An 8,337-nucleotide genomic window follows, 5' to 3' on the forward strand; every position below is an offset into this window, starting at 1 on the left:
TTTACTATCTACTCAATAACTAAGTAGAAATATTTTTGCTCTAGATTATAAAAATTGAATTTTTTTTTAAAAAACTCAATAAAATACTTGCAATTCCATATTTGCTATGGTATTATAATCAAGTATGTAAAAATACAAAACTTGATTGAGTGGGAGAACGAAAAATTTCAAGTCGTTCAAATGACCACATCACGAAAAATATATAGGAGGTTTTATCGTGGCTAAAAAAGTTATAAAAGTTGTTAAATTACAAGTACCAGCAGGTAAAGCTAACCCAGCTCCACCAGTTGGTCCAGCGTTAGGTCAAGCTGGTGTAAACATCATGGGATTCTGTAAAGAATTCAATGCTCGTACGCAAGACCAAGCAGGATTAATCATTCCAGTAGTAATCTCAGTATATGAAGACCGTTCATTTACTTTCATTACTAAAACACCACCTGCACCAGTATTACTTAAAAAAGCAGCTAAAATTGAAAAAGCATCTTCTGTACCTAACCGTGACAAAGTTGCTACAGTTTCAAAAGCTCAAGTTCAAGAAATCGCTGAACTTAAAATGGCTGACTTAAACGCAGCTTCTGTAGAAGCAGCTATACGTATGATCGAAGGTACTGCAAGAAGTATGGGTATCATAGTAGGAGAATAGGAGGATAATTATAATGGCAAAAAAAGGTAAAAAATATCTTGAAGCAGCTAAATTAGTAGATTCTTCTAGTCTATACTCTGTAGTAGAAGCAATCGAATTAGCTAAAAAAACAAGTACAGTAAAATTTGACGCAACTGTAGAAGTTGCATTCCGTTTAGGAGTTGACACTCGTAAAAACGATCAACAAGTTCGTGGTGCAGTAGTTCTTCCTAAAGGAACTGGTAAAACTGCAAAAGTTTTAGTTTTTGCTAAAGGTGATAAAGCAGCAGAAGCTGAAGCAGCAGGAGCTGACTACGTAGGACAAGGTGAATACATCACTAAAATCCAACAAGGTTGGTTTGATTTTGACGTAATCGTAGCTACTCCAGACATGATGGGAGAAGTTGGTAAAATCGGTCGTGTATTAGGACCTAAAGGATTAATGCCAAACCCTAAAACTGGTACTGTAACTATGGACGTTACTAAAGCAGTTAATGAAATCAAAGCTGGTAAAGTTGAATACCGTGCTGAAAAAGCTGGTGTTGTTCACACTCCAATCGGTAAAGTTTCATTCTCAACTGAAGACTTAGTTGAAAACTTCAACGCTGTTCAAGACGCTTTAGCTAAAGCTAAACCAGCTGCTGCTAAAGGAACTTACTTCAAATCTGTAGCTGTAACTACAACTATGGGTCCTGGAGTTCGCGTTAACACTGCAGAATTCAAATAAGAATTATTAATACAAAGAAGATTTGGTTATCCAAGTCTTCTTTTTTTATCCCCTCTTTTGACTAGATTTTATCTTCTATACAAAAAAGAGGCTTGCTATACAGTATTTTAAGCCTCTTTCAAATTTTTTTATTTTATTCCTTATTGTAACCTATGACTAATCCTTCTTTAGACGCTTCTTTTACTCCTTCTACAAAATCTTTACTAGCATCTTTATAAAATTTATATCCAATTGAACTTAACAATAGCACCAAAATTAATATAAGTGTTATTCTATCCTTTTTACTTACTTTAGTATCCCTTTTACTGTTGCTTATAATATTTACACTCACAAAGTGATAAACTATTGTAATTACTATTAACAATAATAATTTTATAATATTAAATTGTGCAATATCATATTTTGGTCCTGTAAATGTGCTATAAACTCCAATTAATGAAAATCTAAATATACTTACTATTAATTGATTAATTAAAATATCTCCTAAAAAAAAGTATATAAGTGATTTTTTAGTATATATCATCTGTATTATCGCTAAATTAGATAGAGCTATAACTACAACTATAGCATAAATATACTCAATTGGATTAGCTCTACGATACAGAAAATCTAACCCAAATGCAACCAGTCCTCCTACAAATAGACTTATATATGTAGTATAATAAATGTATCTTGCTTTATTATTAAATGAAATAGGAAGGTATTCAATAAACTGTTGCTCAGGATCATCATATTTTCTTCCATTTATGACTATAATTAATGAGCTAATCAGAGCTAATATTATATATGTTTTGTCAAATAATAATTCTAGTATAGTGGTTATTGTAACAAAGTAATATAATATATATAATCCTTTGTAAAATAATGGCATACTATAGTTTCTACTTGATATTAAATTCCAAATTGCTCCAAATTTTGTTTCATATTGTTGTTTAATCATTTTCATTCTCTCCCTTCAATAGTGAAAGTAATATTCTCTCTATATCATTAGTCTCAAATCGTTCTTGTAATTCTACCACATCTTCCTTACTAGTAACTTGACCATTTTCAAATACAATAATATAGTCGGCCAGGTTTTGTATTACATATGGTTCTTCGGTTACTATAATGATTGTTTTATCTTCATCCATATATTCTCTAAGAAGTGCTATCATTTCTTTTCTAGCTATTAAACCAACACCAGAAAATGGATTGTCTAAAACTAATAGTTTAGATTTTGTAAAATATCCTATAGAAAATAATAGTATTTTCCTCTCTCCTTGAGATAGTTCATAAATTTTCTTATGACGATATACTTTATGTTTACTCAGAAATTCGAAACATTTCTCTAAATTAAATCTTTCATCTAATTTATATATTTTATATAGCACCTCAGCTACTCGTAAAGAATCTGAAAACAAAGGTTTATCAGCTACATATGAGTAAAGATATTTAATGTCAACTTCATTTTCATGAAAATTTAGATTATCGTAAGTAATCATATTTTTCTCTGAAGATAAACCTCCTAAAAGTGTTTGAAGAAATAATGTTTTACCACTTCCACTGTTACCTGTAATTGCATAAACATACCCTTTTTCTAGCTCCAAATCAATTGGACCTAGTTGAAATGTTCCTTTATTAATCAATAAATTATTAACTTTTATCATAACTATTCTCCTCCATTACACTATTAAATATATCCCTAATATCATTTATATTAAGTCCATCGTTAATAGCCTTATCAATTATACTCTTCAGTTCGGCTAAGTACTCTTCTTTTTTTATAGTTAAAACAGTATCTAAATCAATGTCATTTACGAAATAGCCAACAGCGCCTTTTGAATATATTAGCTCTTCTTGAAGTAATACTTCATATGATTTTTTTACGGTTATTATGCCTACTTCTAACTCCTTAGCTAAACTCCTAATAGAAGGTAATTGATCATTATTTTTTAAGCTACCATTTAGAATGTTACTTTTAATTTGTGTCGCCACCTGCTGATATATCGGAACAGATGACAAATTAGAAATTTTTATTTCCATCATACTCCTCCTAATTAATCTGTTTTAATATAATTTAAATAATTCAATTAGATAATAAAACGTTTTTGTATCTACTGTGATTATACAATAGATACAGTTTATTTGTCAATATATATTTTATTGAATTATATTTTTTATGAAACGTTAGTTAAACTAAGTAATTTAAACATATATTTTATTTGGAAAAAATTTTTTACATGGTATAATTGTATTAACTATTATTTTAGGAGTGTATTTATGATAACTATTATTGTGCCAATTTATAACGAAGAAAGAACAGTACGTGATTTCGTTTATAATCTATATTGTTTGCATAATATTAAAGAACACGAAGTACTTTTCATTGATGGTGGTTCTACAGATAAGACAAAAGAAATATTAGATGAACTCTCTTATTTCGGTTATTCATACCACTTATCAGATAAAAAAGGACGAGCAAATCAGATGAATTATGGAGCTAAAATCGCAAAAGGAGACATATTATGGTTTGTACATTGCGATAGTGTTCTTCAGAAAGATGTTATTGAAAAAGTACTTACTTGCCCTACTGAAGTCGGTTGTCTAAAGATTCGATTTTATCCAAATAGTTTTCCTATGTGGGTTAATTCATTAGTTTCTAATATGCGTGCAAGTATTACTAACCTAGCATTTGGAGATCAAGCTATATTCATAAAAAAACAAGTATTTGAAGAAATTGGTGGGTATAAAGATATGCCTTTAATGGAAGACTACAAACTTTCTGAAGATTTAAGTGCACGAAGTTACAAAATTACAGTTATAGACTCCCCTATCACATCATCAACAAGAAGATATAAAAATCATACAGTAAAAACAATGTGGCAAATGCAAAAATTCCAAAAAATGTATCGACGTGGTGTTCCTGTCGAAGAACTAGCTAAAATGTATAAAGATGTGAGGTAATTTAATTTATATAGTTCTAAGAAAAATCTTCTAAATACTATAAAAGCTTACATGAAAACTAATAGAAATATAATTTATTTATATCTAAGTTCGCTTTATATGAGCTTCTTAGATATCTAATAAGCTTTGAGAGCTAATTCGACAAATTCAAATTCTTTGGAATTCCGATTTTTAAGTAGCTCTTGTTTTTAGTTTAAAATTATGTATTTATTTACACATTATATATAGTTCAATTTCATTGATTATTTATGGAAACTAACTTATAATTAATTTATATACAAATTTTAGAGGAGAGAATAAATATGGCGGAATATTTTAAAAAGAAACATTTAATAGAATTTGGTGAAGGAAAATTTGGTGAAGATGCACCTGAGTATTGGAAAAACTTCATGAATTACTACGGTAATGTCATGGCTGAAGGAGAATTAACAACACGTGAGAAAGCTCTCATTGCACTTGCTGTAGCTCATGCTGAAGCATGCCCTTATTGCATCGATGCATACACTAGTACATGTCTTGAAGAAGGCTGCGATCAAGATCAAATCGCAGAAGCTATTCATGTTGCTGCTGCAATGAAAGCTGGTATTACCCTAGTGCACGGTCTTCAAAGTAAAGAACTATCAGATAAATTAACAAACTAAATTTATTATGACTGAATTAAACATACCCAAATTTTTTGATCAAGTAGAGGAAAAACAATATTTACTAACCGAAGAATTTCCAGAAGTTATGCAAATTAACGTAGGTAGTTTATGTAATATTACATGTAGTCATTGTCACGTTGATGGTGGACCTACAAGAAAAAATAACATGGTTCGAGAAACTTTTGAACAAATAATCGAAGCATTTAAGGTTGGTAAATATAAAACTATGGATATTACAGGCGGCGCTCCTGAGATGAACCCAAACTTTAGATGGTTTTTAAAAGAAATCTCACAGTATGCCAAAACTGTAATCGTAAGAACAAATCTTATTATCCTAGACGTTCCAGCTTATAGAGATATACCAGAATTATATCGTGACTTAAAAGTTCAAGTAGTAGCCTCATTACCCTACTATAACGAAAAAGTCGTAGCTAAGCAACGTGGTAAAGGTGTTTTTCCTAAGTCAATAGAGGTACTGAGAAGACTTAATGAATTAGGTTATGGTAAAGAAGAAGATTTAGTATTAAACCTAGTTTATAATCCAAATGGAGCATTTTTACCTCCTAAACAAGAAGCACTAGAAAAAACTTATAAGAAAAAACTATATGATAATTTTGAGATTGTCTTTAACAACTTATTCGCAATAACAAATAATCCTATCGGTAGATTCTCTGAATTTCTTCATAGGGAAGATCTTTACGAAGGTTATATGAATAAACTATATAAAGCATATAATCCTGCAACACTACCAGGTCTAATGTGTAGAAATATGATTTCTGTTGGTCCGGATGGATCTTTATATGATTGCGATTTTAATTATATTGAAAAACTAAAAATCTCAGGAGAAATCAACCATGTGAGTCAGCTTGTAGATAATCATACAGGTGTACGTAGAATTGTTACAGGTATGCATTGTTACGGGTGTACAGCAGGAGCTGGTTCATCTTGAGGTGGAGAGACTTGCTAGCATAGGTTATGCTAATTATATACAAAAAGAAGCCATAAATTTTGGCTTCTTATTTTTTATATACTATTTTTTTATTAATGTATTTATAATATTACCTGCAATATAACTAATTCCATTGCTACTTGTAAGTTTAAATAATTCATTCATATCTGGAGTTAGTGCATTGTCTTTAGAATATGATTTCAGTGCTTTATTTATCATTGGAGACACTAATCCTGCACCTTGACCTTGATTTAATTGTTCAAGTGCCTTATTTAAGATATCACCAACAAAAGATGGAACTTGATTACTACCGATAATACTATTTAATAATTCTTTAATTTTGTCATCAGATCCATTACTTCCTGAAGATAAAACATTATCTAATATATTTTTTAACATTTTACACCTCTCAAATTTAATAATATTATTTTATCGAATGAAACATAAATATACTATAGATATGTTCAAGTTTCTAAAATTAAAACCCAGGGTTGGAATTTTTCCATTCCTCAACCTTGACAAAGATACTATTTTTTTCAGTATGATCCTTCAAAAAAGCACTCCTGATTTACATCAAGAGTGCTTCTTCATTTACTACTTCAAAGTAAAATTACTTTAAGAATAGTTTTTTTATTTTTGTTTGCGTCTTCTTGCAGCCGCTGCTAATCCTAAGATTGCTAATCCTAAACCTGCTAATGCAGAGTTGTTATCTGCGATACCTGTATTAGGTAATACTTTTTCACCTGCTTTAGCTACTGGAGCTTTCGGTACTTCTGGTTTTGTATTTCCAGAAGGTTTTTCTGGTTTAGCTGGTGTTTCAGGTTGTGGTTTATTACCATTTTCACCTTGTGGTTGTTCTGGAGTTGTTGGTCCAGCTGGTGTTGATGGTTCAACATGTTTAGGTGTTACTGTTACTGGTACTTCTACTGTAACTTTACGTCCATCAGGTAATTCTACTTCTACAGTTACAGATGGTTTAACACCTGGTGTTGCAGTTGTTGGAATTTCTCCAACTTTAGTAACTTTCCATCCTTCTGGAAGGTCTACATGTTTCTTAACATCTTCTTCAGTTACTGGAGTTCCTACTTTTACTACTACTGGAGTAACTTTAGGTTTAACAATTACTGGTACTTCTACTGTAATTTGTTTTCCATTTGGTAATTCAATTACTACTGGAACCACTGGTTTAACACCTGGTGTATCTGTTCCTGGTTTATCTCCGATAGAAACAATTTTTCCACCTTCTGGAATCTTAACGTTTTTCTCAACGTCTTCATTAGTTATTGGATCTCCAATATTTTTAACGATATCGTTAATTGGTGTTACTGTTACCGGTACTTCTACAGTGATTACTTTTCCATTCGGTAATTCTACTGTTACTTTAACTGGATCTTTCTTACCTGGTGTTGTTAAGTCTGGAATGTTTTCTACATTCGTTACTTTTCCACCTTCTGGAATCTTAATTCCTTTAGTGTAATCCTCTGGTGTTAATGGTGTCTTAGTTACTGGTGTTTCGATTTCCTTAACTGGTGTCACTGTTATCGGTACTTCTACTGTAATTACTTTTCCATTCGGTAATTCTACAGTTACTTTAACTGGATCTTTCTTGCCTGGTGTAGTTAAGTCTGGGATGTTTTCTACATTCGTTACTTTTCCACCTTCTGGAATCTTAATTCCTTTAGTGTAATCCTCTGGTGTTAATGGTGTCTTAGTTACTGGTGTTTCAATTTCCTTAACTGGTGTTACATTTACTGGTACTTCTACTGTAATTGTTTTACCATTTGGTAATTCTACTGTTACTTTAACCGGATCTTTCTTACCTGGTGTTGTTAAGTCTGGGATGTTTTCTACATTCGTTACTTTTCCACCTTCTGGAATCTTAATTCCTTTAGTGTAATCCTCTGGTGTTAATGGTGTCTTAGTTACTGGTGTTTCGATTTCCTTAACTGGTGTTACATTTACTGGTACTTCTACTGTAATTGTTTTACCATTTGGTAATGTTACTGTTACTTTAACTGGATCTTTCTTGCCTGGTGTTGTTAAGTCTGGTAGATTTTCAACATTTGTAACTTTTCCACCTTCTGGAATTGTAATTCCTTTTGTATAATCCTCTTTTGTTAATGGAGTTTTCGTTACTGGTGTTTCGATTTCCTTAACTGGCGTTACTGTTACTGGTACTTCCACTGTAATTACTTTTCCATTTGGTAATTCTACTGTTACTTTAACCGGATCTTTCTTACCTGGTGTTGTTAAGTCTGGGATGTTTTCTACATTCGTTACTTTTCCACCTTCTGGAATTGTAATTCCTTTTGTATAATCCTCTGGTGTTAATGGAGTTTTCGTTACTGGTGTTTCGATTTCCTTAACTGGCGTTACTGTTACTGGTACTTCCACTGTAATTACTTTTCCATTTGGTAATTCTACTGTTACTTTAACCGGATCTTTCTTACCT

The 8,337-nt window shown here is 31.3% G+C and carries 10 protein-coding genes; 5 read left to right on the top strand and 5 right to left on the bottom strand.

What is annotated here, in order from left to right; genetic code table 11:
• The first annotated feature begins 217 nt into the window (after positions 1–217).
• Positions 218–643 carry a 50S ribosomal protein L11 gene (rplK, locus tag ACWOA3_RS03420; RefSeq protein ID WP_456884112.1) on the top strand — a complete coding sequence of 142 codons (426 nt, stop codon included), beginning with the start codon at positions 218–220 and terminating at the stop codon, positions 641–643.
• A 13-nt stretch (positions 644–656) separates the two neighbouring features.
• The gene (gene rplA, locus ACWOA3_RS03425) at positions 657–1,349 is read left to right on the top strand and encodes a 50S ribosomal protein L1 (RefSeq protein ID WP_003145836.1); all 693 of its coding nucleotides are present in this window, start codon (positions 657–659) and stop codon (positions 1,347–1,349) included.
• Between the two features lie 133 nt (positions 1,350–1,482).
• Here the strand turns inward: rplA and ACWOA3_RS03430 are convergent, their stop codons facing one another.
• From ACWOA3_RS03430 to ACWOA3_RS03440, 3 genes are read right to left on the bottom strand one after another with little or no spacing between them, the layout of a single operon-like run.
• On the bottom strand, positions 1,483–2,289 hold the full coding sequence (locus ACWOA3_RS03430; RefSeq protein WP_456884114.1) for a hypothetical protein: 807 nt from the start codon (positions 2,287–2,289) through the stop codon (positions 1,483–1,485).
• Positions 2,282–2,995 (bottom strand): ATP-binding cassette domain-containing protein, encoded by a 714-nt coding sequence (locus ACWOA3_RS03435; RefSeq protein ID WP_456884116.1) that lies wholly within the window; start codon positions 2,993–2,995, stop codon positions 2,282–2,284. Before ACWOA3_RS03435 ends, ACWOA3_RS03430 begins: the two co-directional genes overlap by 8 nt.
• On the bottom strand, positions 2,982–3,371 hold the full coding sequence (locus tag ACWOA3_RS03440; RefSeq protein ID WP_456884118.1) for a GntR family transcriptional regulator: 390 nt from the start codon (positions 3,369–3,371) through the stop codon (positions 2,982–2,984). The genes ACWOA3_RS03435 and ACWOA3_RS03440 overlap by 14 nt, the downstream gene beginning before the upstream one ends.
• 237 nt (positions 3,372–3,608) lie before the next feature.
• Between ACWOA3_RS03440 and ACWOA3_RS03445 the strand changes: the two genes are divergently transcribed.
• The 3 genes from ACWOA3_RS03445 to arsS all read left to right on the top strand — a co-directional run bounded on the left by ACWOA3_RS03445 (position 3,609) and on the right by arsS (position 5,885).
• Entirely contained in the window at positions 3,609–4,292 is a 684-nt protein-coding gene (locus ACWOA3_RS03445) for a TIGR04283 family arsenosugar biosynthesis glycosyltransferase (protein WP_003145830.1), read from the top strand.
• A 302-nt stretch (positions 4,293–4,594) separates the two neighbouring features.
• Complete coding sequence (locus ACWOA3_RS03450; RefSeq protein ID WP_003145829.1) at positions 4,595–4,933, top strand: arsenosugar biosynthesis-associated peroxidase-like protein; 339 nt, start codon at positions 4,595–4,597, stop codon at positions 4,931–4,933.
• A gap of 7 nt (positions 4,934–4,940) precedes the next feature.
• Positions 4,941–5,885, top strand: coding sequence for an arsenosugar biosynthesis radical SAM (seleno)protein ArsS (gene arsS, locus ACWOA3_RS03455; RefSeq protein ID WP_003145828.1), 945 nt, complete (start codon positions 4,941–4,943; stop codon positions 5,883–5,885).
• A gap of 81 nt (positions 5,886–5,966) precedes the next feature.
• Here arsS and ACWOA3_RS03460 read toward each other — a convergent pair whose 3' ends face one another.
• Both ACWOA3_RS03460 and ACWOA3_RS03465 read right to left on the bottom strand, forming a co-directional pair.
• The gene (locus ACWOA3_RS03460) at positions 5,967–6,284 is read right to left on the bottom strand and encodes an acetyl-CoA carboxylase (RefSeq protein WP_456884121.1); all 318 of its coding nucleotides are present in this window, start codon (positions 6,282–6,284) and stop codon (positions 5,967–5,969) included.
• 231 nt (positions 6,285–6,515) lie between these two features.
• Positions 6,516–8,337 (bottom strand): Rib/alpha-like domain-containing protein (locus ACWOA3_RS03465; protein ID WP_456884124.1); only part of this gene is annotated, 1,822 nt, incomplete at its 5' end.

Source organism: Gemella taiwanensis, assembly GCF_054054385.1.